The sequence below is a fragment of the Mycobacterium sp. UM_Kg27 genome (genome assembly GCF_000972905.1).
Lineage (GTDB): Bacteria > Actinomycetota > Actinomycetes > Mycobacteriales > Mycobacteriaceae > Mycobacterium.
Genome location: NZ_JRMM01000371.1, coordinates 1 through 257 on the forward strand (window position 1 = coordinate 1; position 257 = coordinate 257).

Consider the following 257-nt stretch of genomic DNA (forward strand, 5'->3'; position numbering starts at 1 on the left):
GCATCCCAGCGATCCGCCGGAACCCGAACAATCCCCGAACCCTCATCACACAACAACCGCCACAACGCGGCCGGCCCATCCACCCCACCAGGCAGACGACACCCCACACCCACCACCGCGATCGGCTCGGTATCGCCAGCCTCGGCAACCGCCAACCGCGCCGTCAAATCATCAATCTTGCGCAGCGCCTCAGCAACAATCGCCCGACGATCCGGCCCCCCGACCGGCGCAGCACTCTTCTCGCTCAACTCAACCTC

General features: G+C 65.8%; 1 protein-coding gene. It reads right to left on the reverse strand.

The window, feature by feature from the left end; genetic code table 11:
• A partial coding sequence (locus LI94_RS22920) for a beta-ketoacyl synthase N-terminal-like domain-containing protein (RefSeq protein WP_152664916.1) occupies positions 1 to 248 on the reverse strand: 248 nt, incomplete at its 3' end.
• Between the last annotated feature and the right edge of the window lie 9 nt (positions 249 to 257).